Annotated in this window: 35 protein-coding genes and 1 pseudogene; 32 read left to right on the top strand and 4 right to left on the bottom strand. The window is 58.3% G+C overall.

Annotated elements, in window-relative coordinates; all coding sequences use genetic code 11:
• The 32 genes and pseudogenes from tuf to WKI89_RS04810 all read left to right on the top strand — a co-directional run.
• Positions 1-127, top strand: a pseudogene (gene tuf, locus WKI89_RS04655) (elongation factor Tu); the annotation flags it as partial.
• Positions 128-139: 12 nt separating this feature from the next.
• Positions 140-454 (top strand): 30S ribosomal protein S10, encoded by a 315-nt coding sequence (gene rpsJ / locus WKI89_RS04660; protein WP_119340854.1) that lies wholly within the window; start codon positions 140-142, stop codon positions 452-454.
• Entirely contained in the window at positions 454-1,098 is a 645-nt protein-coding gene (rplC, locus tag WKI89_RS04665) for a 50S ribosomal protein L3 (protein ID WP_337868058.1), read from the top strand. The genes rpsJ and rplC overlap by 1 nt, the downstream gene beginning before the upstream one ends.
• A complete protein-coding gene (rplD, locus tag WKI89_RS04670) occupies positions 1,098-1,727 on the top strand; it encodes a 50S ribosomal protein L4 (protein WP_337868059.1) in 630 nt (209 codons plus the stop codon). Before rplC ends, rplD begins: the two co-directional genes overlap by 1 nt.
• Positions 1,727-2,017 (top strand): 50S ribosomal protein L23, encoded by a 291-nt coding sequence (locus tag WKI89_RS04675; RefSeq protein WP_337868060.1) that lies wholly within the window; start codon positions 1,727-1,729, stop codon positions 2,015-2,017. The genes rplD and WKI89_RS04675 overlap by 1 nt, the downstream gene beginning before the upstream one ends.
• Positions 2,018-2,274: 257 nt before the next feature.
• Positions 2,275-3,102 carry a 50S ribosomal protein L2 gene (rplB, locus tag WKI89_RS04680; RefSeq protein ID WP_337868061.1) on the top strand — a complete coding sequence of 276 codons (828 nt, stop codon included), beginning with the start codon at positions 2,275-2,277 and terminating at the stop codon, positions 3,100-3,102.
• 45 nt (positions 3,103-3,147) lie between these two features.
• A complete protein-coding gene (gene rpsS, locus WKI89_RS04685; RefSeq protein ID WP_337868062.1) occupies positions 3,148-3,429 on the top strand; it encodes a 30S ribosomal protein S19 in 282 nt (93 codons plus the stop codon).
• Positions 3,430-3,542: 113 nt separating this feature from the next.
• Complete coding sequence (gene rplV / locus WKI89_RS04690) at positions 3,543-3,935, top strand: 50S ribosomal protein L22 (RefSeq protein WP_337868174.1); 393 nt, start codon at positions 3,543-3,545, stop codon at positions 3,933-3,935.
• Entirely contained in the window at positions 3,928-4,689 is a 762-nt protein-coding gene (gene rpsC, locus WKI89_RS04695) for a 30S ribosomal protein S3 (protein ID WP_337868063.1), read from the top strand. Before rplV ends, rpsC begins: the two co-directional genes overlap by 8 nt.
• 3 nt (positions 4,690-4,692) lie before the next feature.
• Positions 4,693-5,118, top strand: a complete 426-nt coding sequence (rplP, locus tag WKI89_RS04700) for a 50S ribosomal protein L16 (protein ID WP_119340846.1) — start codon at positions 4,693-4,695, stop codon at positions 5,116-5,118.
• Positions 5,096-5,371: a 50S ribosomal protein L29 gene (gene rpmC / locus WKI89_RS04705; RefSeq protein ID WP_337868064.1), complete on the top strand. Its 276-nt coding sequence runs from the start codon at positions 5,096-5,098 to the stop codon at positions 5,369-5,371. Before rplP ends, rpmC begins: the two co-directional genes overlap by 23 nt.
• Complete coding sequence (gene rpsQ, locus WKI89_RS04710; protein ID WP_337868065.1) at positions 5,371-5,664, top strand: 30S ribosomal protein S17; 294 nt, start codon at positions 5,371-5,373, stop codon at positions 5,662-5,664. The genes rpmC and rpsQ overlap by 1 nt, the downstream gene beginning before the upstream one ends.
• A 37-nt stretch (positions 5,665-5,701) precedes the next feature.
• Positions 5,702-6,070: a 50S ribosomal protein L14 gene (rplN, locus tag WKI89_RS04715; RefSeq protein WP_119340844.1), complete on the top strand. Its 369-nt coding sequence runs from the start codon at positions 5,702-5,704 to the stop codon at positions 6,068-6,070.
• Between the two features lie 230 nt (positions 6,071-6,300).
• Positions 6,301-6,651, top strand: coding sequence for a 50S ribosomal protein L24 (rplX, locus tag WKI89_RS04720; protein WP_337868066.1), 351 nt, complete (start codon positions 6,301-6,303; stop codon positions 6,649-6,651).
• A 14-nt stretch (positions 6,652-6,665) separates the two neighbouring features.
• On the top strand, positions 6,666-7,214 hold the full coding sequence (rplE, locus tag WKI89_RS04725) for a 50S ribosomal protein L5 (RefSeq protein WP_337868067.1): 549 nt from the start codon (positions 6,666-6,668) through the stop codon (positions 7,212-7,214).
• 65 nt (positions 7,215-7,279) lie between these two features.
• Complete coding sequence (gene rpsN / locus WKI89_RS04730) at positions 7,280-7,549, top strand: 30S ribosomal protein S14 (protein ID WP_337868068.1); 270 nt, start codon at positions 7,280-7,282, stop codon at positions 7,547-7,549.
• A gap of 161 nt (positions 7,550-7,710) precedes the next feature.
• Positions 7,711-8,106 (top strand): 30S ribosomal protein S8, encoded by a 396-nt coding sequence (gene rpsH, locus WKI89_RS04735; RefSeq protein WP_337868069.1) that lies wholly within the window; start codon positions 7,711-7,713, stop codon positions 8,104-8,106.
• Entirely contained in the window at positions 8,106-8,645 is a 540-nt protein-coding gene (gene rplF, locus WKI89_RS04740; protein WP_337868070.1) for a 50S ribosomal protein L6, read from the top strand. The genes rpsH and rplF overlap by 1 nt, the downstream gene beginning before the upstream one ends.
• A 56-nt stretch (positions 8,646-8,701) precedes the next feature.
• Positions 8,702-9,040: a 50S ribosomal protein L18 gene (rplR, locus tag WKI89_RS04745; protein WP_337868071.1), complete on the top strand. Its 339-nt coding sequence runs from the start codon at positions 8,702-8,704 to the stop codon at positions 9,038-9,040.
• 83 nt (positions 9,041-9,123) lie between these two features.
• Positions 9,124-9,612, top strand: a complete 489-nt coding sequence (rpsE, locus tag WKI89_RS04750; RefSeq protein ID WP_337868072.1) for a 30S ribosomal protein S5 — start codon at positions 9,124-9,126, stop codon at positions 9,610-9,612.
• Complete coding sequence (rpmD, locus tag WKI89_RS04755) at positions 9,612-9,788, top strand: 50S ribosomal protein L30 (RefSeq protein ID WP_337868073.1); 177 nt, start codon at positions 9,612-9,614, stop codon at positions 9,786-9,788. Before rpsE ends, rpmD begins: the two co-directional genes overlap by 1 nt.
• Positions 9,785-10,246: a 50S ribosomal protein L15 gene (gene rplO / locus WKI89_RS04760; protein WP_337868074.1), complete on the top strand. Its 462-nt coding sequence runs from the start codon at positions 9,785-9,787 to the stop codon at positions 10,244-10,246. The genes rpmD and rplO overlap by 4 nt, the downstream gene beginning before the upstream one ends.
• A 1-nt stretch (position 10,247) precedes the next feature.
• Entirely contained in the window at positions 10,248-11,570 is a 1,323-nt protein-coding gene (gene secY, locus WKI89_RS04765; protein ID WP_337868075.1) for a preprotein translocase subunit SecY, read from the top strand.
• Between the two features lie 13 nt (positions 11,571-11,583).
• A complete protein-coding gene (locus WKI89_RS04770; protein WP_337868076.1) occupies positions 11,584-12,156 on the top strand; it encodes an adenylate kinase in 573 nt (190 codons plus the stop codon).
• 24 nt (positions 12,157-12,180) lie between these two features.
• Positions 12,181-12,972 (top strand): type I methionyl aminopeptidase, encoded by a 792-nt coding sequence (gene map, locus WKI89_RS04775; RefSeq protein ID WP_337868077.1) that lies wholly within the window; start codon positions 12,181-12,183, stop codon positions 12,970-12,972.
• Between the two features lie 31 nt (positions 12,973-13,003).
• Positions 13,004-13,222 (top strand): translation initiation factor IF-1, encoded by a 219-nt coding sequence (gene infA / locus WKI89_RS04780; protein ID WP_119357170.1) that lies wholly within the window; start codon positions 13,004-13,006, stop codon positions 13,220-13,222.
• A 90-nt stretch (positions 13,223-13,312) separates the two neighbouring features.
• Entirely contained in the window at positions 13,313-13,426 is a 114-nt protein-coding gene (gene rpmJ, locus WKI89_RS04785; protein WP_013014843.1) for a 50S ribosomal protein L36, read from the top strand.
• 27 nt (positions 13,427-13,453) lie between these two features.
• Positions 13,454-13,834: a 30S ribosomal protein S13 gene (gene rpsM / locus WKI89_RS04790; protein WP_337868078.1), complete on the top strand. Its 381-nt coding sequence runs from the start codon at positions 13,454-13,456 to the stop codon at positions 13,832-13,834.
• Between the two features lie 191 nt (positions 13,835-14,025).
• Positions 14,026-14,427 carry a 30S ribosomal protein S11 gene (gene rpsK / locus WKI89_RS04795; protein ID WP_337868079.1) on the top strand — a complete coding sequence of 134 codons (402 nt, stop codon included), beginning with the start codon at positions 14,026-14,028 and terminating at the stop codon, positions 14,425-14,427.
• Between the two features lie 113 nt (positions 14,428-14,540).
• Positions 14,541-15,158, top strand: a complete 618-nt coding sequence (gene rpsD, locus WKI89_RS04800; RefSeq protein WP_337868080.1) for a 30S ribosomal protein S4 — start codon at positions 14,541-14,543, stop codon at positions 15,156-15,158.
• A gap of 71 nt (positions 15,159-15,229) precedes the next feature.
• Entirely contained in the window at positions 15,230-16,201 is a 972-nt protein-coding gene (locus tag WKI89_RS04805) for a DNA-directed RNA polymerase subunit alpha (RefSeq protein ID WP_337868081.1), read from the top strand.
• Between the two features lie 73 nt (positions 16,202-16,274).
• Positions 16,275-16,760, top strand: a complete 486-nt coding sequence (locus tag WKI89_RS04810) for a L17 family ribosomal protein (RefSeq protein ID WP_337868082.1) — start codon at positions 16,275-16,277, stop codon at positions 16,758-16,760.
• Between the two features lie 519 nt (positions 16,761-17,279).
• Here WKI89_RS04810 and WKI89_RS04815 read toward each other — a convergent pair.
• The 4 genes from WKI89_RS04815 to WKI89_RS04830 all read right to left on the bottom strand — a co-directional run bounded on the left by WKI89_RS04815 (position 17,280) and on the right by WKI89_RS04830 (position 19,492).
• Positions 17,280-17,684 carry a transcriptional repressor gene (locus WKI89_RS04815; protein ID WP_337868083.1) on the bottom strand — a complete coding sequence of 135 codons (405 nt, stop codon included), beginning with the start codon at positions 17,682-17,684 and terminating at the stop codon, positions 17,280-17,282.
• A 135-nt stretch (positions 17,685-17,819) separates the two neighbouring features.
• Positions 17,820-18,713 (bottom strand): hydroxymethylbilane synthase, encoded by an 894-nt coding sequence (hemC, locus tag WKI89_RS04820; RefSeq protein WP_337868084.1) that lies wholly within the window; start codon positions 18,711-18,713, stop codon positions 17,820-17,822.
• A 53-nt stretch (positions 18,714-18,766) separates the two neighbouring features.
• The gene (locus WKI89_RS04825; RefSeq protein WP_337868085.1) at positions 18,767-19,009 is read right to left on the bottom strand and encodes a hypothetical protein; all 243 of its coding nucleotides are present in this window, start codon (positions 19,007-19,009) and stop codon (positions 18,767-18,769) included.
• Positions 19,010-19,063: 54 nt separating this feature from the next.
• Positions 19,064-19,492, bottom strand: coding sequence for a hypothetical protein (locus tag WKI89_RS04830; RefSeq protein ID WP_337868086.1), 429 nt, complete (start codon positions 19,490-19,492; stop codon positions 19,064-19,066).
• Positions 19,493-19,512 lie beyond the last annotated feature (20 nt).

The raw sequence follows: 19,512 nt of genomic DNA on the forward strand, positions 1-19,512 counted from the left end.
GGGGGACAACATTACCTTCAACGTTGAACTCATCAAGCCCATCGCCATGGAGGAAGGGCTGCGTTTCGCCATCCGTGAGGGCGGTCGCACCGTGGGTGCCGGTGTGGTGGCAAAGATTATCGAGTAAGGGAGGCCCTGAATGCCAAAGATTCGTATCAAACTTCGGGGCTTTGACCACAAAAGCTTGGACGCTTCGGCAGCCAAGATTGTGGAAACCGCCCGCCGCAGCGGGGCCCAGGTAGCTGGCCCGGTGCCGCTGCCGACCCGCATCCGTCGCTTCACCGTGCTGCGGGGTCCCTTCAAGCACAAGGACAGCCGTGAGCACTTTGAGCTGCGTACCCACAACCGCCTGGTGGATATCACCGACCCCACCCCCAAAACCATTGAAGGGTTGCGCAACCTCGACCTGCCCACCGGGGTAGAGATCGAACTGAAGATGGTAGGAGGCCGCTAATGAAGGGCATCCTTGGAACCAAAGTGGGTATGACCCAGGTCTGGAAGGGCGATAAGGCCGTTCCCGTGACGGTGATTTTGGCGGGCCCCTGTCCGGTAGTACAGCGCAAAACCGCCGATAAGGATGGCTACGAAGCGGTGCAACTTGGCTTCCAAAGCCAGAAGGCCCAACGGATCAACAAGCCTGCCAAGGGCCATTTCGCCAGGGCTGGGGTTGAACCTGTGAAATTCCTCAGGGAACTGCGGGGCTTCAACCCCGACGGCGATACCGTGACGGTAAGTATTTTCAATGCGGGGGAAGTGGTGGATGTGACGGGCACCTCCAAAGGCCACGGCTTTACCGGTGTGATGAAGAAATGGAACTTTGCCGGCGGCAACGACTCGCATGGTGCTCACAAGATTCACCGCCACGGGGGCTCGATTGGTAACCGCAAGACGCCGGGCCGAGTCTTTAAGGGTAAGAAGATGGCCGGGCGTTGGGGCAACGAAAAAGTGACCATCCAGGGCCTCGAGGTCGTGGACGTGCTCGAGGGGGAAAACCTGATCTTGGTCAAGGGCTCGGTACCAGGGGCCAACGGCAGCTTGGTAGTGGTGCGCCAGACCAGTAAAGTACCCGCCGTCAAGGCCGGAAAGGGAGGTAAGTAATGTATAACCTTCCGGTGCTCGGAAGCAAAAAGACCGTGGAGGCCCATCTTCCCGAAGCGGTTAATGGCCACGTGCTCTACGAAGTAGTGCGTTGGCAACTGGCCTCGCGCCGCCGGGGCACAGCTGCTACCAAGACCCGTGGCATGGTGAACTTCACCACCAAAAAGATGTATGGGCAAAAGCACACTGGGCGCGCGCGCCACGGTGACTATGCGGCCCCCATTTTTGTGGGGGGGGGTACGGTCTTTGGCCCACAACCCCGCGACTACAGCTATACCTTGCCCAAAAAAGTTCGCAAGCTGGGTCTTTTGATGGCCCTGGCCGACCGCGCCAAGGAAGGCAAGCTCTTCTTGGTCGAAGACTTCAAGGGCGTGAACGGTAAAACCAAGGAGTTCGTGGCCTGGCTCAAAGCCAACAACCTCGAAGGCCATTCCATCTTGCTGGTCACCAGTGACGAGAAGGTAGCCCGTGCCGCCCGCAACCTGCCCAAGGTACGGGTGCTGGCGCCCGAGGGACTCAATGTATACGACATCATGCGCCAAGAAGCCTTGGTGATGGAGGTGGCTGCTTGGGAAGGTGTGCAGACTCGGGTGAGCGCATCGGCTCAGGGCGAAGGGGGTAAGGCCTAATGAAAACTCCCCACGACGTAATTCTTCAACCCGTCTTGTCGGAAAAAGCCTATGGTCGCTTCTCCGAAGGTATCTATACTTTCTGGGTGCACCCTGAGGCCAACAAGACCGAGATTGCCAATGCGGTGGAGGCTGCCTTCAAGGTCAAGGTAGTGCGGGTCAACACCCAGAACACCTTGGGCAAAGACAAGCGCCTGGGCCGCTTTGCCGGTAAGCGTTCCGACCGTAAGAAGGCCATCGTGACGGTGGCCGCCGGACAGAAGATCGAAGCCCTGGAAGGACTGATCTAGCGCAGCTTTGCACAGACAGCGGGCTTTATCTAAGGAAGGGAGGTAAAGGGATAAGAGGGTAGAAGCTAGAGCGAGTCAGCGTGATGGTTGCAGTTGCCTTTTTGCTTTCACCCTTTTACCCTTTCCACTTTTCTTCCATCGCCTCGAGACCGAGCCAAGCCTGTCTATCTCACGAACAGGGGCGGATGAAGGGGCAAAAAATCCACTTGGAATCAGGACGACTCGGTTAGTCCGTATCAGGTGAGAGGAAAGAGAAAATGGCTGTAAAGAAGTTTAGACCCTATACCCCATCACGCCGCACCATGACGGTGGCGGACTTCTCCGATCTGACCAAGAAGCGGCCGGAGAAGAGCCTCACTGCCCCGATGAAAAAAACCGGGGGGCGCAACAACCAGGGCCGCACCACCAGCCGGTTCATTTCTGGTGGGCACAAGCAGCTCTACCGCATTATTGACTTCCGCCGCCGCGACAAGGTCGGAATTCCTGCACGGGTTGCGGCCATCGAGTACGATCCCAACCGTACCGCCCGCATCGCACTTTTGTTCTACCGCGATGGCGAGAAGCGCTACATTCTGGCGCCCGACACCCTGAGCGTAGACAGTACCGTCAGCAGTGGCCCCGAAGCCGCAATCGCTGTGGGTAATGCGCTTCCTTTGCGCTTCATCCCGGTCGGTACGGTAATTCATGCCGTTGAACTCGAGCCAGGCAAGGGAGCCAAAATGGCCCGCAGTGCGGGCACCAGCGTACAGGTGCAAGGCCGCGAAGGCGATTATGTGATCTTGCGGCTGCCCTCGGGCGAGTTACGCAAGGTGCACGGGGAGTGCTTTGCCACCATCGGGGTGGTTTCCAACAGCGATCACAAAAATATCGTAATCGGCAAGGCGGGTCGTAACCGCCACAAGGGTCGCAAGGGCCACGTGCGTGGAACGGTCATGAACCCAGTAGACCACCCGCACGGCGGTGGGGAAGGCCGGGCGCCGCGGGGCCGTCCGCCGGTCTCGCCCTGGGGCCAGCAGGCCAAAGGTCTCAAGACCCGCAAGAAGAAGAAGCCCTCGAGCGCGCTCATCGTGTCTCGTCGAAAGTAAGAACTTTTTCGTGCCGCCGCGCGCGGCGGCACAGGTGAGGAAACTATGCCACGCAGCTTGAAAAAAGGAATTTTCGTGGAAGGCCACCTGCTGGAAAAAGTCGAGGCGATGAACGCCAAAGGCGAAAAGCGGGTGATCAAGACCTGGAGCCGTCGGAGCACCATCGTGCCCGAGATGATCGGCCATACCCTGGCGGTCTACAACGGTAAGCAACACGTACCGGTCTATGTGACCGAACAGATGGTGGGGCACAAGCTGGGCGAGTTCTCGCCCACCCGCACCTACAAGGGTCACAGCCGCGAGGCCAAGACCGCAGCCAAGAAATAAGGGGGTGAAGCATGGAAGCCAAACGTCTCAAGAAGAGTGACCGCAAGGACATTCGCAATGACCTCCGTGATGTTCACCATCCCGGCTCGGCGGGTTTGCAGCGCTATGCCAAGATGTCGCTGCGTCAGCGAAGCGAGGCCCTCAAGGCTGAGACCGCCCACACCTATGCCCTGGCCACCGCCCGCCACGTTCGCATGTCGCCGCAGAAGGTGCGCTTGGTCGTAGACCTGATTCGCGGAAAGAAACTCGAGGAAGCCCGGGCCATCCTCAAGTACACCCCGCACCGCGCTTCAGAGATTGTGGCCAAGGTGCTCGAGTCCGCCGCTGCCAATGGCATGAACGATGACCGCAAGAACATGATCGAAGATCAGATCTTCGTCAAGGCAGCCTTTGTGGATGAAGGCCCTGCCATCAAGCGGATGCTGCCTCGCGCCCGTGGAAGCGCCAACATGATCAAGAAGCGTACCAGCCACATTACCATTGTCGTGGGGGAGAAAAATGGGTAACAAGATCAATCCCGTAGGCTTGCGCTTGGGTATCACCCGCGAGTTTGAATCGCGCTGGTACGCAGGCAAGAAGTCTTATGCCAAGATTATTCAAGATGACCGCCTGATTCGCCGCACCATCGAGAAAGAACTGCGCCCGGCAGGTCTGGCCCGTATAGATGTCGAGCGGGCCGCCGACAACATTGCCATTACCGTTTATGCAGCCAAGCCCGGGGTGGTGATTGGGCGTGGTGGTGAAACCATCAAGCGCCTGCGCGAGACCTTACAAAACAAGTTCCCTGGTAAGACCGTAGCCCTAAACGTCCAGGAAGTCGGCAACCCCAACCTGTCGGCGCCCCTGGTGGCCCAGCGTGTAGCCGAACAGATCGAACGCCGTTTCGCCGTACGCCGCAGCATTAAACAAGCCGTCCAGCGGGTGCGTGAATCCGGTGCGCAGGGGGCCAAAATTGTGGTCTCGGGTCGGATCGGTGGGGCCGAACAGGCCCGCGTGGAGTGGGCTGCCGAAGGCCGGGTGCCCCTGCATACCCTGCGGGCCAACATAGATTATGGAACTGCCAGGGCCGAGACCACCTACGGCTCGCTGGGCGTCAAAGCCTATGTGTTCATGGGCGAGGTAATTGGCGGCAAGAAGATTGTGCCCGGTGCAACGCCTGCCGCTCGTCCCGCAGCGCCCAAGCGCGACCGCGAGGATAGCAAGCCGCGCCGTCGCTCGGCGGTGCGCAAAGCGGGGGCCGGCACCAAGGAAGGGGAGTAAAGCATGTTGATGCCCAAACGCATGAAATACCGCAAGGCCCACCGGGGCCGGATGCGCGGCACGGCCAAGGGTGGCGACTATGTGGCCTTTGGCGAATGGGGCCTGGTGGCCATGGAACCCACCTGGGTGACCAGCCAGCAAATCGAAGCGGCGCGTGTGGCAATGGTACGCCACTTCCGCCGTGGAGGGAAGATTTTTATTCGGATCTTCCCAGACAAACCCTTTACCAAGAAGCCCCTGGAAGTCCGGATGGGTAAGGGAAAGGGGAATGTAGAGGGGTATGTTGCTGTGGTGAAGCCAGGCCGGGTGATGTTTGAAGTATCCGGTGTAACCGAAGAACAAGCCCGCGAAGCCCTTCGTCTGGCAGGACACAAGCTGCCCATGCAAACCAAGGTGGTGAGACGCGATGCCTATGACGAAGCCCAGTGAGCTGCGCAAACTGCCGGTGTCGGAGCTGCAAAAGCGAATCCAGGACACCAAAAAAGAGCTAATGGAGTTGCGCTTTCAGTCCAGTATCGGGCAACTGGACAAAAACCATCGGGTAGCCGAGGCCAAGCGCGAGATTGCCCGCATGATGACCGTGCTGGGCGAGAAGGCCAAAGGGATCACGGTGGTGAGTGAGGCCGAAGCTCCAGCCGCGAAAAAGCCCCGCGCCAAGAAGGTCCAAGAAAGGAGTCGGTGATGCCCAAAAAAGTTCTAACCGGCGTGGTGGTAAGCGATAAGGCGCAGAAGACCGTCACGGTTTTGGTCGAGCGCCAGATGCAGCACCCGCTCTACGGCAAGGTCATCAAACAATCCAAAAAATACCTTGCTCATGATGAAAACGACCAGTACAAGCTGGGTGACATCGTCGAGATAAGGGAGGCAACCCCCATGTCGAAGAACAAGAAGTTTGTGGTGGTGGGGCGCCTCGAGGAAGGCCGTATGGACTTGGTCGAGCGCTACCAATTGCGCAAGGAGCGTGGTAAAGCGTGATCCCGTTCGGCGCTTCGAATAACCAGGAGGGCCTAGCATGATTCAGCAAGAAACTGTGCTGGAAGTCGCCGACAATACTGGCGCTCGCAAAATTGCCTGTATCCGGGTGATGGGCGGCCACTATCGCAAATATGCCGGGGTAGGCGATGTGATTGTGGCCTCGGTCAAGGAAGCCATTCCTCGTGGCATGGTCAAGGAAGGCGATGTGGTCAAAGCCGTGGTGGTGCGCACTGCTAAGGAAATCCGCCGCCAGGATGGTTCTTCCATCCGCTTCGATACCAATGCTGCCGTGATCATCAACCCCCAGAACGAGCCCCGTGGAACCCGCGTGTTTGGCCCAGTGGCCCGTGAACTGCGCGAGCGCGGTTTCATGAAGATCGTTTCGCTGGCACCCGAGGTGCTCTGAATCTCAGTATGGGTTGCGGGTTCTTGCCGTAGGCAAGTTGTTTCCGATACACCGGAGGCTCCCCAGGTCTCCCGTCCCGCACCCAGCTTGTTGCAGCAAAAGAAGGCAACAGCCAGCCCTCAATGCGGAACAAGCCTCGAGCAAAGGATGCTTTTTAGGGCAATTTCTGGTAAACTTGCCATTTGGTGTCTAGGATTTGGCGGTCCCAGCCCGAAAGCAAAATCGGAGGAATGATGTCCAAAGTACACGTCAAAAAAGGGGACATGGTAGTGGTTCTTTCTGGTAAAGAAGGACTGCGCGGTGAGACCGGCAAGGTCAAGTCCGTCATGCCCAAAGAGGGTATGGTGGTGGTCGAGGGGCTGAACATGATCAAGCGTGCGGTGCGCCCCAACCCCCGCAACCCACAGGGGGGCTTCATCGAGAGCGAGGCCCCGCTGCATGCCTCCAAGGTGATGCCCATCTGCCCAAGTTGTGAGAAGCCCACCCGCATCCGTCACCGGAAAATTAAGGGCGATGACGGCAAAGAGCGCAACATCCGCGTTTGCGCCAAATGCGATGGCGTGTTGGATACTACCAAGTAAGGGGAGATTCAGATATGGCTCTAGAAGTTGCCCTCAAGAAACGCTACGCCGAGGAGATTCGCCCCGAGCTGATGAAGCGCTTTGCCTATAACAACATCATGGCTGCGCCTCGCTTGGTTAAAATTGTGGTTAATCAGGGTTTGGGAGAGGCCAAGGAAGACAGCCGGATTTTGGAAAAAGCTGGCAAAGAACTGGCCATCATTACGGGTCAGCAACCCGCCATCACCCGTGCCAAGAAGTCCATCTCCAACTTCAAGCTGCGTCAGGGAATGCCCATTGGTTTGCGTGTAACCTTGCGCGGTGACCGGATGTGGATTTTTGCGGAAAAACTGCTCAACATCGCCCTGCCCCGCATCCGCGATTTCCGTGGGGTCAACCCCGGTGCCTTCGATGGTCGCGGTAACTACAACCTGGGCCTGCGTGAGCAAGCCATCTTCCCCGAGATCACCTTCGATATGGTGGATACGGTACGCGGGATGGATATTGCGGTGGTCACCACGGCCAAGACCGACGAGGAAGCCAAGGCGCTGTTGGAATTGCTCGGGTTTCCGTTCCGAAAGTAGAGGTCTATAGCCCAATCCCCTACGGACAATAGACTTTTGACTAGCGACTGAAAGGAGGTGAATCAATGGCTAAAAAATCCCAAGTCGAGAAGATGAAGCGCAAGCAAAAAACCATCGCCAAGTATGCGGCCAAGCGGGCTGCCCTCAAAGCAGCGGGCGACTACGCTGCACTGGCTGAACTGCCCCGCGATGCCAGCCCCACCCGCCATAAGAACCGTTGTGCGGTGACGGGTCGTTCCAAGGCTTTTTTGCGCTACTTTGGTATCTCGCGTCTTCAGTTTCGCGAAATGGCCCACAAGGGCCAGTTGCCGGGTGTCAAGAAAGCCAGTTGGTAAAGATTGCTTTGTAGGTCGGTGAGTTTTCACCGATACCGCAAGGCCAATCCTCGAGCGCTCTCTGCGGATGTTCTGAACTGGCTGGTTGGCAGATTTGGCCAAGACCGGGTTCCGCAAACCTCCAAACAAGGCAGAACGCTTGAAAAGAAGGAGATTCTGTAATGCTTAGTGATCCAATTGCCGATATGTTGACCCGGATTCGCAACGGAATCCAGGTTCACAAGGAGAGCGTGGATGTGCCTGCTTCTAAGTTCAAGCAGCAGATTGCCAGCATCCTTGTCAAGGAAGGTTTTCTCAAGGGGATTGAGCAGGTTGAAGTGAATGGCAAGCCCTTCATCCGCCTGACCCTCAAATACGGCCCTCGGCGCGAACAGGTGATCCAGCACATTCAGCGGGTCAGCCGCCCAGGTCGCCGGGTCTATGTGACTGCCGAGAACATGCCCAGCGTGCGCCGCGGTCTAGGGGTGGCCATTGTCTCGACCTCTAAAGGTCTGTTGCCCGACCGCGAAGCCCGCAAGCTGGGTGTGGGTGGCGAAGTGATTTGCGAGGTGTGGTAATGAGCCGCATTGGAAAGCAAGCTATCGCCTTGCCCAAGGGCGTGACCGTGGATGTGGCTGCGGGGTTGGTTAAGGTCAAGGGTGCTAAGGGCGAACTGACCGTTCCCATTCACGCCGACCTTACCGTGAAGAACGAGAACGGGGCCATCACGGTGAGCCGCCCCTCGGATAGCCGTACCCACAAGAGCCTCCATGGCCTGACCCGTACCCTCATTGCCAATGCGATTCAGGGCGTTTCGGCGGGCTATATGAAAGAAATGCTGATCAGCGGTACGGGCTATCGCGCAAGCATGCAAGGCAAGAACCTCGAGCTCACTGTAGGGCACAGCCACAAAGATATCGTTACACCGCCTGCAGGTATCACCTTTGAAGTGCCCGAACCCACCAAAATCCGTATTGTGGGAATTGATAAGCAACTAGTGGGACAGGTTGCAGCCAACGTACGGGCCGTGCGTCCTCCCGATGCTTACCATGCTAAGGGCATTCGTTACGCTGATGAAGTGATCAAGACCAAGCCCGGCAAGACTGCGGGCAAATAGACGCATCCTGCCCCGTTGTGCAAAGGGGGAGCGGGTGATAGAAGGAAGGAGAATCTGTGGCTCGTTTGTCCACTGAAGATCGCCGCAAGTTCCGGGTTCGCAACGCCGTCAAATCCTCAGGACGGTTGCGGCTCAGCGTCCACCGGAGCTTGCAGCATATCTACGCACAAATCATTGACGACGCGAAAGGGGAGACCCTGGCAGCGGTCTCGAGCAAATCCCTCAAACTCTCGGGTAATAAGACCGAAGTGGCCAAAAAGGTCGGCCAGGCCATTGCCGAGGCGGCCAAGGCCAAAGGCATTGCCCAAGTGGTTTTTGACCGGGGCTCGTTCAAGTACCACGGGCGCGTGAAGGCCCTAGCTGATGGTGCACGTGAAGGGGGATTGGAGTTCTAAGCCGAAGGCTGAAAGCCTAAAGCCCAAGGCCCGAAAAGGCTCCGCTTTTAGCTTTCAGTGGTGGGCTTTCTGCGAGGTTTTATATGCCTGAAACCGATTTTGAAGAAAAGATGATCTTTGTGCGCCGCACCTCCAAGACCTACCAGGGGGGTCGTCGCTTCCGCTTCGGAGCTTTGGTAGCCGTAGGAGACCGGCAAGGCCGGGTGGGCCTGGGCCTGGGCAAAGCCAAAGAAGTACCGATGGCAGTGCAAAAAGCCAACAACTATGCCAAGCGTGAGATGGTAGAGGTGCCCCTGCAAAACGGCACCATTCCCCACGAGATCAGCGTGACCTGGGGTTCTTCCACCATCCTGCTGCGCCCTGCTGCCCCCGGTACTGGGGTAATTGCCGGACAGGTGCCCCGTGCCATCCTCGAGCTCGCCGGCATTACCGACATCCTGACCAAGGAACTGGGCTCGCGCAACTCGGTCAACATTGCCTATGCCACCATGGAGGCCCTGCGCCAACTGCAGACCTGGGACGATGTCAAGCGCCTGCGCAAGACACCCACCAAAGCCGAGGAGGTGGCCTGATGGCTACCGTCAAAGTTCGGCTGGTCAAGAGCCCAATCGGCTATCCCAAAGACCAGAAAGCCGCCCTCAAGGTACTGGGCTTAACCAAAATGAACCGCGTGCGTGAGGTGCAGGACAACCCCGCCATGCGCGGCCAGATTCGCAAGGTTTCCCACCTGGTGGAGGTGGTGGAATGAAACTCACCGATATTCGTCCCAATCAGGGGGCCAATAAGCGCCCCAAGCGCGTGGGCCGTGGCCCTGGCTCGGGCAAGGGTAAAACGGCAGGGCGCGGTCATAAGGGCCAAAAATCCCGTTCGGGTGGCCTCAAAAACCCGGCCCGCTTCGAGGGGGGTCGCTCCACCCTGTTGATGCGCCTGCCTAAGCGCGGCATGAAGGGTGACTCCCACGGTGAACTCAGACGAGTGGAATACCAGGTAGTTAATCTGGGCGCCATAGCCAAGCACTTCGCCGGAGGTGAGGTAAACCCCGCAGCCCTGGCCCAGGCGGGACTGGTGCGCCCCGGCTATCCCGTAAAGGTGCTGGCCCAGGGTGACGCCAAGGGCGTCAAGGTGCATGCCCACAAGTTCTCGCAGGCTGCGGTCGAGAAACTCAAGGCTGCGGGCGGCGAAGCTATTGTGATCGAGGGGGCCTAAGATGCTCGCGGCCTTCCGCTCCGCGCTGATCATCCCCGAGTTGCGTAAGCGCATCCTGTTTACGCTCTTGGTGCTGGCGCTGTATCGGTTGGGTACCTTCATCCCCACCCCCGGGGTGGATATCAGCAAAATCCGCGAGTTTCTGGGAACCCAGGCGGGCAGTGCCCTGGGGCTGGTGAACCTCTTTTCTGGTGGTAACTTCGAGCAGTTCTCCATTTTTGCCCTGGGTATCATGCCCTACATCACCGCCGCCATCATCATGCAGCTTTTGGTAACGGTCATCCCGGCCCTGGAAAAGCTACAAAAAGAGGGCGAGGAAGGCCGTCGCATCATCACCCAGTACACCCGCATAGCCGGTATTGCTCTGGGGGCGGTGCAGGGCTTGTTCTTGGCCACCGCTTTCCTGGGTTCCAACAACGGGGCTTTCCTGCTGCCCGGCTGGGAGCCCGGCTTTTTCTTCTACTTTGTGGTGGTGATTACCCAGGTGGCCGGTATTGCCTTGCTGCTCTGGATGGCCGAGCGCATTACCGAGTATGGCATCGGCAACGGCACCAGCATGGTCATTTTCGCCGGCATTGTGGCGGCCTGGTTGCCGCAACTGGGCCGCACTTTTGGCCTGGTGCGCACCGGCGAGGTCAACCTGATTGCCCTCCTGATCTTCCTGGCTTTTATCGTGCTGGCCTTTGCGGCCATGGCTGCGGTCCAACAAGCCGAGCGCCGGATTCCGGTGCAATATGCCCGCAAGCAGGTAGGCCGTAAGATGTTTGGCGGGCAGGCTACCTATATCCCCATCAAGCTCAATGCTGCCGGGGTGATTCCCATCATCTTCGCAGCAGCGCTGCTCCAGCTTCCGCTGTTTATCACGGGGGTCTTTCCCGAGTCGGCGGTAGCCCAGGCGGTGGCCAACTTTTTCACCCCTACCCGTTTCCCCGGTCTTCTGATCGAGGTGCTCCTGATTGTGGGTTTCACCTATGTCTACACAGCCGTGCAGTTCGACCCACGGCGAATCTCAGAAAACCTGCGAGAATATGGCGGATTCATTCCGGGCATTCGCCCCGGTGACCCTACGGTGAAGTTCTTGGAGCACATTGTCTCGCGCCTGACCTTATGGGGGGCTATCTTCTTGGGCATTGTGGCCGCTCTGCCCACCATCATGCAAAACGTGACCGGCGTGACTACCCTGGCCTTCCACTTCTCGGGCATCAGCTTGTTGATTGTGGTAGGGGTGGCGCTTGACACCTTGCGGCAAATTGAGGCCCAGTTGCAGATGCGCAACTACGAGGGCTTTTTGTCCAAGGGCCGCTTGCGGGGCCGTACCCGCTAAGGAGACTTGAGATATGGCAGAGGCGGTCATTTTCTTAGGCCCCCCCGGTGCGGGCAAGGGTACCCAGGCCAAGCGCCTGGCTTCAGAGATGGGATTCAAACAGCTTTCAACTGGCGACATTTTGCGCAGCCACGTGGCCCGGGGTACCGAGCTGGGCCGGCTGGCAAAGCCCATTATGGATGCTGGGAAGCTGGTACCCGACGAGCTTATTTTGGGGTTGATCGGGGAAGAACTATCGTCCATGCCAGACCCCAGGGTCATTTTTGACGGGTTTCCCCGTACCCTGGCTCAGGCTGAAGCCCTGGACAAACTTTTGCGGGAGCGCAAGATTCGCCTGCTGGGGGTTTTGTTGGTTACGGCCCCCGAGGATGAACTGGTGCGGCGCTTGTTGGGTCGGGCTCTGGAAGAAGGCCGCTCGGACGACAACGAGGAAACCATCCGGGCCCGTATGGCCGAGTACCGCCAGAAAACCCAGCCGTTGGTGGACTACTATCAAAAGACCGGTAGCCTCAAGCAAATCAATGGGCTGGGCAAGGTGGACGAGGTGTACCAGGCCATCCAGGAAGCGCTGGGCGTCAAAGCCTAGAGACGCGATATTTTTGACCCATTTATGGCCATCCACATCAAATCGCCCTGGGAAATCGAGAAGATGACCAAAACCGGTCAGCTTCACACCCAGATCTTTGCTGAGGTGGAGCCCCATATTCGGCCTGGGATGAGCACTTATGAGCTCGACCAGATGATCTTGCGGGCCATTCAAAAGGTGGGAGGGAAAGCGCCCCAGATTGGCTACCGGGCCGGTGGGCAGGTGCCCTATCCCAGTGCTACCTGCATGTCCATTGACGATGTGGTGGTGCACGGTTTCCCCTCCAAGCGTCCCTTGCAGGAAGGGGAGCTCTTGAAGGTGGACTTCCTTTTTACCTACGATGGGTACACCACCGATATGGCCCGCACTTATGCGGTAGGCAGGGTTTCGCCCGAAGCCCAGAAGCTGATGCAGGTGACCGAAGAAGCCTTTTGGTTGGGATTGGAACTTCTACAGCCCGGTAAGCGCATTGGTGATGTGGCTGCTGCGGTACAGGATTTTGTAGAAAAGCAGAACGGTCTGTGGTGTATCCGCGAGATGGTGGGACATGGAGTGGGGCGCGAGCTCCACGAAGACCCCCAGGTTCCCAACTACGGCGAGCCCGGTAAAGGCCCCAAGCTACGCCCTGGCATGACCCTGGCGTTTGAGCCCATGGTTGCCTTATACCCCGCCAAGATGGTAATATTGTCGGATGGTTGGACGGCCACGGTTGGCAAAGGCAACCTGGCGGCCCACTACGAAAACACGGTGCTGATTACCGAGTCTGGCCCTCGCCTCTTGACGGGGAGCCGGAGAGCCATGCCGGTAGGAGGTTAGCGTCGGGACTGGGGATTCTAGGAGGAAATGCTTGGCCAAGGAAAAAGACACAATTCGCGCCGAAGGGGTGATTAGCGAGGCCCTGCCCAACACTACGTTTCGGGTACAGCTCGACAATGGCCCTGAGATTCTCTGCTACATCTCGGGCAAGATGCGCATGAACTATATCCGCATTCTTCCCGGGGACCGGGTGGTGGTTGAGATTACCCCTTACGATCCGAGCCGGGGGAGAATTGTCTACCGCCGCTAAACGCCGAAAGCCAACAAGCCGACCGTCCGAGAGCCAAACACAAAAAAGACCTAGACCCTAAGACCTCCAGACACCACGAAGGAGCTAACCATGAAAGTACGTACTTCCGTCAAGAAAATGTGTGACAAATGCAAGGTCATCAAACGCCATGGTCGCGTGTATGTGATCTGCGAAGACCCTACCCACAAACAGCGTCAAGGCTGATTGGAATCTGAGAAAGGAGGTGAATGAATGGCTCGTATTTCTGGTGTGGAAATCCCCCGCAACAAGCGCGTGGATATCGCCCTGACCTACGTTTACGGAGTGGGCCCGGCTCGAGCGAAAGAAGCACTGGCAGCCACCAACGTCAATCCGGCTACCCGGGTCAAAGACCTTAGCGAGGCCGAAGTGGCAAGGCTGCGGGAGTTTGTGGAGAACACCTACAAACTCGAGGGCGAACTGCGTGCGGAAGTAGCAGGCAACATCAAACGCCTGATGGATATCGGTTGCTACCGGGGACTGCGTCACCGGCGCGGGTTGCCTGTGCGGGGTCAGCGTACCCGTACCAACGCCCGCAGCCGCAAAGGCCCCCGCAAGACGGTGGCCGGCAAGAAAAAGGCACCCCGCAAGTAGAGGTTAGGACTTGGGTCGTGGGTAAGATCCTTTTTGTACCTCCCACCACCCCATAAAGCTGGAACGTAGGTGCTGCAATAGTGCATCGTGTACACGCCAGTTGAGACTCCTAAGAGCGCTCCACACCCATTTTGCGTGGGGATTCCCAATCGGGACGGGCTAAAAGTCCTGAGGGCAAACGCGAGGAGAGTATGGCTGAGAAAAAAGCTTCAACCAGTCGTAAGAAAAAGGTCAAACGCCAAGTCTCGGCAGGGCGGGCATTTATTCATGCCTCCTACAACAACACCATCGTGACCATCACCGATACCAACGGACACCCCGTAACCTGGTCGTCGGGTGGGGTGATTGGCTACAAGGGTAGCCGCAAGGGCACACCTTATGCGGCGCAACTGGCGGCCATGGATGCGGCCAAGAAGGCCCAGGGTTTTGGCATGAACAGTGTGGAAGTGGTGGTTCGGGGTACTGGCGCGGGCCGCGAGCAGGCCATCCGGGCTTTGCAGGCCAGCGGCCTTCAGGTGCGCTCGATTGTGGACGATACCCCCCTGCCGCACAACGGCTGCCGTCCCCGCAAGAAGTTCCGCAAAACCATCTAAACCTTTATTGCCGGGGTGAAACTTTGGTTCCCTGCTTCACCCTACATACCTTGGGAACCCGGTTGGGAAAGGAGTCAGAACATCTGGTTTCTTAACCGATGAAGGAGAAGAGAATGGGTCGTTACAGAGGGCCAATCGTAAAAGTGGCGCGTCACCTTGGGGTGAACGTGGCCGAGACCGAAAAAGTGCAAAAGTATCTGGATCGCCGCCCGTATGCGCCGGGCCAGCATGGCCAGAAGCGCAGGGGCCGTCCCTCCGACTTTGCGGTGCGCCTGCGCGAAAAGCAAAAATTGCGCTTTATCTACGATGTCTCGGAGACGCAGTTTCGCAACCTCTTCGAAGAGGCCAGCCGCAAGAAAGGCGTGACTGGTACGGTGTTCTTGCAGTTGCTCGAGAGCCGCCTGGATAATGTGGTTTTCCGCATGGGCATTGCCTCTACCCGCCGCCAGGCCCGGCAGTTCGTGCGTCACGGCCACATTTTGGTCAATGGCAAGCGGGTCACCATCCCTGGCTATCGGCTGCGCCAAGGCGATGAACTCAAGGTCTCGGAAAAAGCCAAGAAGATTGATTTCATCGTTCAGAACATCGAGCGTTTCAAAAACCGCAAGACCTTCCCCTGGCTCGAGTTCAACGCTGACACCATGACCGGGCGCTTCCTGCGTGTGCCTGAGCGGGAAATGCTGTCTTTGCCCGTCAACGAGCAGCTTGTGATCGAGTTCTATTCGCGATAGTCCATAGCCCATGGCCGATAGTAAAACCGCTAAGAGCCATTAGCGATGAGCGCCTCCGAGGAGGTTCTAGTTTGGAAACCACCAAGACCAAAGCCCCTGTTTTCAACGCCCGCATTGACGGAAACTACGGCGAGTTTGTGCTCGAGCCCCTCGAGCGGGGTTTCGGCGTGACCTTGGGCAATCCCCTGCGCCGAATTTTGCTTTCTTCGATTCCTGGTACTGCCGTTACCAGCGTTTACATCGAAGATGTGCTGCACGAGTTTTCCACCATTCCAGGGGTCAAAGAGGATGCCATCCAGCTCATTCTCAACCTCAAAGAGCTGGTGGTGCGGTTTGCCAACCCTGGACTCGGCCCCAAAACCCTGACCCTTCGGGTGAATGGCCCCAAAGTGGTCTATGCCCGCGACCTCGAGTGCCCCCCCGATGCCGAAATCGTCAACCCAGACCAATACATCGCCACCCTGGAAGACAAAGGCAAGCTGGTGATGGAGGTGCGGGTGGATGAAGGAACCGGTTATGTGCCGACGGAAAAACACGGTATCAAAGACCGTATCTCCTCCATCCCAGTGGATGCCCTCTACTCCCCGGTGCGCCGTGTGGCTTATCAGGTGGAAGATACCCGTTTGGGCCAGCGCACCGACCTGGACAAGCTGACCCTGCGTATCTGGACCAACGGTGCGGTTTCGCCCATGGATGTGCTGCAACAATCGGTGGCCATCCTGCGCGAGCAACTGGGCTTCTTCGACCAGTCTCCGGTGGTGCGGGTCGAGCACAAGCCCACGCCAGTAGCTGCAACTATCCCCGCTACCACCTCTACCGCAGCCCCCGTAGCCCCTGTGGCCAAGGGGGTGGGGTTGACCCTGGACGATCTGGGTCTGACCACCCGCGTCCTGCACAACCTCAAGGAAGAGGGAATCGAGAGTGTGGAAAGCCTCCTGGCCCTCTCGGAACGTGAGCTCAAGAAAGTGCCGGGCATCGGTGACCGCAGCCTCCAGGAGATCAAGGACTGCCTCGCCCAGCACGGGCTTGTGATGAAGGACTGAACTTGCAGAGTGCAGAGCCCTGGTTGCCTCTCGCCCAAGGCTCTTTAGCCTCTGCCCTCAGCAAGGAGCAATAATGCGTCATCAGAAAGCTGGAAGAAAACTCAACCGGAACTCCTCGCATCGCGTGGCCCTGTTCCGCAACCTCGCCAAGAGCCTGCTGCTTTCGGAGGAGGGTAAAATCACTACCACCATTCCCAAGGCCAAGGAACTGGCGGGCTATATGGACAGCCTGATTACGACTGCCAAGAAAGCCCCCACCCTAACTGTGCCCGACAATGTGCGCTTCACCAAGCGCAAGGACAAGAACGGCAAGGAGCTGCCCCTCCAGGAAGGCGAGCGCATGGCCACGCCGGAAGAACTGGCCGCTTACGCCCAGCGTAACCATCTGCGCCGGCAGGTGTTGCGGGACTTGCACGATCCCAAGCTGGTCAAAAAGCTATTTGAAGAAATAGCCCCCAAGTACGCCGATCGTCCGGGGGGCTATACCCGCGTACTCAAACTGGCCGAGCGCCGCCGGGGAGATGGTACGCAGCTCGCTCTGGTCGAACTGGTCAGCTAAACTCGAGGCGTTTGAGAGACTGTCTTAAAATCCTCTAGTTGGGAGGGAAGATATTAAGACAGTCTCTTATACGCATTCCGGCAGTATCGTTCACTTTTGAAAGTCTAAACGATACTGCCGAAATGCTTTTCTACTCCCTTCGGTCGGCTTGAATCCTTCACCTCTGACTACGCAGGGCGGTGAAGGATTCAAGCGGAAACGGTATTAGTGCTCCGGTAACTTAATTCCCGGGTTGGATTTGGCTCCCCTAATATCTGGGAGTTGCTTTGAGCGCTTCATTTGGGGAACTTCACTGCATATCAATCTTTAACTTACCAAACCACTTAGTTCGCCACTATTAGGTGACGAACTAACCGAATCTGATATGAAACGCTGTACCCAGTGATGGTACGGGCCAGAATAGCTTCGCTGTTATGGGAGTTGCACGCTGTCTAGAAGATGGGCAGGCTTTAGGGTTATTGCCGCAGAATCGAGGCTGCAAAGTGGCACAGGGTCAGCTTTCAAAGCCAGAAATGTGGTTTATTTGACACGCTCGAGCCTATCTCTGCACTTTGGGCAAACGCCCTGATATTCGACCTGCACGTTGTCAATGTCGAACTCGGGGTATTTGGCCTTGACCCCACTCAAAAGGTCGGGCAGGGGATGCACGATGTCGAAGAACTCGTTGCAATTGCGGCAGACCATGTGCAGATGCCCGTCCAGGTTGGCCTCGTAGCGCAGGGCTTCACCAGGGCGGGAGAGGGGAACCAGATAGCCCTCCTCGGTCAGGGCATCCAGGGTGCGGTACACCGTGCCCAGGCTGATGCTGGGCACCGCTTTACGAACTTCGCTGTAAACCCAAGCCGCGTCGGGGTGGTGGCCCCTGGCATGGCGAACCACCTCGAGTACGGCCTTGCGCTGCTTGGTCAAACGTTTCATTCCCATCGTTGTCCTTAATTATAGCCAGCCGGAAGGGACAAAGGCCACAATCCGGACATATTGCCTTCGATTTTCAGTCTACCGCAGAATTGCAGTCTGAAAGTGGGGTAGTGGGGGAATGATGCCACTGCCTTTGACTGCTTACCTAGCTTGAACAGCTCTCAGCAACTCCCTTCCACCCTCGGCCAGCAAATCCTGGGCTAGATCGCTGCCCAGTTCGGCAGCCTCCTCGGCGTCGCCCTCTATCTCGGCGCGAATCAGTTCGCGGCCATCGGGCGAGCAGACCACGCCTTGCAAGACCAGGGTATCGTCGCCTTCCAGCGTAGCCAATGCGGCAGCGGCACACTCATCGCCTGCTTCCAAAGCCCTCAAGAAGGCCCGCTCGGCAGCCGTCCGCGCAAAAGAGGCCCGGTGGTTGAGGCTATAGGCCAGCTCCTCGGCCCAGTCGTCGCCTTGGCGCACCTCGAGCCCCAATGTACCTTGGCCTGGTGCCGGGAGCACAATTTCGGGGTCTATGAGCTGGTCAATGCGGTTTCTCAAGTCCAGCCGCAGCAGGCTGGCCGCCCCGATAATCACCGCATCGTACTCGCCGGTTCCGAGGGCGCTCAGGCGATCGTCTACGTCGCCCTCGAGGTTGCGCAGGCTCAGGTCGGGGCGGTAGGCCAGCAACTGGGCCTTGCGCCGCAGGCTGTTGACCCCCACGACGGCTCCTTTGGGCAGATCTTCCAGGCGCTTGGCGCTGCGCCCAACCAGGGCCTCACGGGGCTCTACGCGCTTAGGTACGGCCACCAGGCGAATCCCCGGTGCTTCCTGGGTGGGTAGGTGTTTGAGCGAATACACAGCAATATCCACTTCCCGCTTGCCAAGTGCCTGTCGCAAGGCTTCGGCCGCGCTTTGCTCCGAAGTGTGTTTCGACTGTATGGTGCGTATTTTGAACTCGGTCTCGGGCCAGTTCTCTTTCAGACGCTCTACCACCCAACGGGTCTGAGCTTGCGCCAGCAGGCTCGCCCGGGCCCCTATTACGATGACGCGCATAACGCCCAATATATTAGCCGGAAATTGCCTGCAGTGGTATGCGCAGCGGGCCTCTATGGGCGGTATGGCAGGGGGATGCAGTCCGGCTCCAGCTCGAAATCGCCCTGCACGGCTTTGGCTTTGCCCTCCTTGGCCAGCAAATGCAGGGTTTGGTTGACATACTGTTGCACCCGCCGCAGCGGGAGGGTCTCGGGCTGTAGCTCGGGGCGGTGCAGCTTGAGAAAGGCCCGGTGAAAAGCGGGCAGCTCGTTCAGCGGGAGGGCGGCCTCGAGGGCGCTCCAGCGCACGGTGCTCATGATAGCCAGCCTACTGCGCGTGGCCGACCGTCAAGGTGAGGGAGGCACGCTGCTCTACTTGGCGACCCCGAAGGCAAAAACCAGCTCGTCGCCCTTGCGCACCACAAACAAAATGGCGGCCTTGCCGGCCTCGTCCCGCAGGTTGTAGCGGGCGCGCACCTCACCTGCTACCTGGGTTTCCTGCTGATTCTCCACAAAATAGCCGGCGGCGGCAAAGCCGGTCAGAATCTGCTGAACGAAACCGGGTTGCAGCCGGGCCGCCACGCCCCTGGCCGCGTAGACCTCCAGGTTGAACCGGCTGGCATCGGGGATGCGGGCCACAATGGCCTCACTGCCGCGCCCGGCCTTAAAGGAGCCCGAGGGAAAACGCACGTTGGCATTGAGGGTGGACGAAATGGCCGCCACCGTGGTCACCTCGACCAGGGTCTGGGCCAGGGCCGGAGCGCCCAGCAGGAGCAGCAAGCCAAGCAAAAGGGTTTTCATGCCTCGAGCATATCGGCGGG

It is taken from the genome of Meiothermus sp., from assembly GCF_037443965.1.
GTDB lineage: Bacteria > Deinococcota > Deinococci > Deinococcales > Thermaceae > Meiothermus.

What these genes read in the sequence shown, in the direction of transcription:
- rpsJ (WP_119340854.1), top strand. Translation starts at nt 140, where the DNA reads ATGCCAAAGATTCGTATCAAACTTCGGGGCTTTGACCACAAAAGCTTG.
- rplC (WP_337868058.1), top strand. Translation starts at nt 454, where the DNA reads ATGAAGGGCATCCTTGGAACCAAAGTGGGTATGACCCAGGTCTGGAAG.
- rplD (WP_337868059.1), top strand. Translation starts at nt 1,098, where the DNA reads ATGTATAACCTTCCGGTGCTCGGAAGCAAAAAGACCGTGGAGGCCCAT.
- WKI89_RS04675 (WP_337868060.1), top strand. Translation starts at nt 1,727, where the DNA reads ATGAAAACTCCCCACGACGTAATTCTTCAACCCGTCTTGTCGGAAAAA.
- rplB (WP_337868061.1), top strand. Translation starts at nt 2,275, where the DNA reads ATGGCTGTAAAGAAGTTTAGACCCTATACCCCATCACGCCGCACCATG.
- rpsS (WP_337868062.1), top strand. Translation starts at nt 3,148, where the DNA reads ATGCCACGCAGCTTGAAAAAAGGAATTTTCGTGGAAGGCCACCTGCTG.
- rplV (WP_337868174.1), top strand. Translation starts at nt 3,543, where the DNA reads ATGTCGCTGCGTCAGCGAAGCGAGGCCCTCAAGGCTGAGACCGCCCAC.
- rpsC (WP_337868063.1), top strand. Translation starts at nt 3,928, where the DNA reads ATGGGTAACAAGATCAATCCCGTAGGCTTGCGCTTGGGTATCACCCGC.
- rplP (WP_119340846.1), top strand. Translation starts at nt 4,693, where the DNA reads ATGTTGATGCCCAAACGCATGAAATACCGCAAGGCCCACCGGGGCCGG.
- rpmC (WP_337868064.1), top strand. Translation starts at nt 5,096, where the DNA reads ATGCCTATGACGAAGCCCAGTGAGCTGCGCAAACTGCCGGTGTCGGAG.
- rpsQ (WP_337868065.1), top strand. Translation starts at nt 5,371, where the DNA reads ATGCCCAAAAAAGTTCTAACCGGCGTGGTGGTAAGCGATAAGGCGCAG.
- rplN (WP_119340844.1), top strand. Translation starts at nt 5,702, where the DNA reads ATGATTCAGCAAGAAACTGTGCTGGAAGTCGCCGACAATACTGGCGCT.
- rplX (WP_337868066.1), top strand. Translation starts at nt 6,301, where the DNA reads ATGATGTCCAAAGTACACGTCAAAAAAGGGGACATGGTAGTGGTTCTT.
- rplE (WP_337868067.1), top strand. Translation starts at nt 6,666, where the DNA reads ATGGCTCTAGAAGTTGCCCTCAAGAAACGCTACGCCGAGGAGATTCGC.
- rpsN (WP_337868068.1), top strand. Translation starts at nt 7,280, where the DNA reads ATGGCTAAAAAATCCCAAGTCGAGAAGATGAAGCGCAAGCAAAAAACC.
- rpsH (WP_337868069.1), top strand. Translation starts at nt 7,711, where the DNA reads ATGCTTAGTGATCCAATTGCCGATATGTTGACCCGGATTCGCAACGGA.
- rplF (WP_337868070.1), top strand. Translation starts at nt 8,106, where the DNA reads ATGAGCCGCATTGGAAAGCAAGCTATCGCCTTGCCCAAGGGCGTGACC.
- rpsE (WP_337868072.1), top strand. Translation starts at nt 9,124, where the DNA reads ATGCCTGAAACCGATTTTGAAGAAAAGATGATCTTTGTGCGCCGCACC.
- rpmD (WP_337868073.1), top strand. Translation starts at nt 9,612, where the DNA reads ATGGCTACCGTCAAAGTTCGGCTGGTCAAGAGCCCAATCGGCTATCCC.
- rplO (WP_337868074.1), top strand. Translation starts at nt 9,785, where the DNA reads ATGAAACTCACCGATATTCGTCCCAATCAGGGGGCCAATAAGCGCCCC.
- secY (WP_337868075.1), top strand. Translation starts at nt 10,248, where the DNA reads ATGCTCGCGGCCTTCCGCTCCGCGCTGATCATCCCCGAGTTGCGTAAG.
- WKI89_RS04770 (WP_337868076.1), top strand. Translation starts at nt 11,584, where the DNA reads ATGGCAGAGGCGGTCATTTTCTTAGGCCCCCCCGGTGCGGGCAAGGGT.
- map (WP_337868077.1), top strand. Translation starts at nt 12,181, where the DNA reads ATGGCCATCCACATCAAATCGCCCTGGGAAATCGAGAAGATGACCAAA.
- rpmJ (WP_013014843.1), top strand. Translation starts at nt 13,313, where the DNA reads ATGAAAGTACGTACTTCCGTCAAGAAAATGTGTGACAAATGCAAGGTC.
- rpsM (WP_337868078.1), top strand. Translation starts at nt 13,454, where the DNA reads ATGGCTCGTATTTCTGGTGTGGAAATCCCCCGCAACAAGCGCGTGGAT.
- rpsK (WP_337868079.1), top strand. Translation starts at nt 14,026, where the DNA reads ATGGCTGAGAAAAAAGCTTCAACCAGTCGTAAGAAAAAGGTCAAACGC.
- rpsD (WP_337868080.1), top strand. Translation starts at nt 14,541, where the DNA reads ATGGGTCGTTACAGAGGGCCAATCGTAAAAGTGGCGCGTCACCTTGGG.
- WKI89_RS04810 (WP_337868082.1), top strand. Translation starts at nt 16,275, where the DNA reads ATGCGTCATCAGAAAGCTGGAAGAAAACTCAACCGGAACTCCTCGCAT.
- WKI89_RS04815 (WP_337868083.1), bottom strand. Translation starts at nt 17,684, where the DNA reads ATGGGAATGAAACGTTTGACCAAGCAGCGCAAGGCCGTACTCGAGGTG.
- hemC (WP_337868084.1), bottom strand. Translation starts at nt 18,713, where the DNA reads ATGCGCGTCATCGTAATAGGGGCCCGGGCGAGCCTGCTGGCGCAAGCT.
- WKI89_RS04825 (WP_337868085.1), bottom strand. Translation starts at nt 19,009, where the DNA reads ATGAGCACCGTGCGCTGGAGCGCCCTCGAGGCCGCCCTCCCGCTGAAC.
- WKI89_RS04830 (WP_337868086.1), bottom strand. Translation starts at nt 19,492, where the DNA reads ATGAAAACCCTTTTGCTTGGCTTGCTGCTCCTGCTGGGCGCTCCGGCC.